1 pseudogene is annotated in these 247 nt (G+C 66.0%); it reads left to right on the top strand.

Annotation, left to right across the window (positions count from 1 at the left end):
- Nucleotides 1-220, top strand: a pseudogene (locus SB771_RS36220) (porin); the annotation flags it as partial.
- Between the last annotated feature and the right edge of the window lie 27 nt (nucleotides 221-247).

The following is a 247-nucleotide window of genomic DNA, read 5'->3' as shown; positions in this document are numbered from 1 at the left end:
CGACACCGCGGCGAACTATCACCAGGCATCGCTCGGCGCCGACTACAACCTGTCGAAACGTACGGACGTCTACATGACGGCCGCGTATCAGCATGCCAGCGGCACGACCGCCGACGGAGCCGGCGGCTCGATGGCGGCAGAGGCTTCGATCGGGTCATACGGCTACAACGGCACGAAGTCCCAGACCATGGTCAATCTGGGACTCCGTCACCGGTTCTGATCGCCGTCGCGGGCAGCCGGCCGCGTC

Origin of the sequence: Burkholderia sp. SIMBA_051 (assembly GCF_046534915.1) — a bacterium.
In the GTDB taxonomy this organism is placed as follows: Bacteria; Pseudomonadota; Gammaproteobacteria; order Burkholderiales; family Burkholderiaceae; genus Burkholderia; species Burkholderia ambifaria.
The sequence above is the reverse complement of the archived record's forward strand: the minus strand, read 5'-3'. Positions and strand labels throughout refer to the sequence as shown.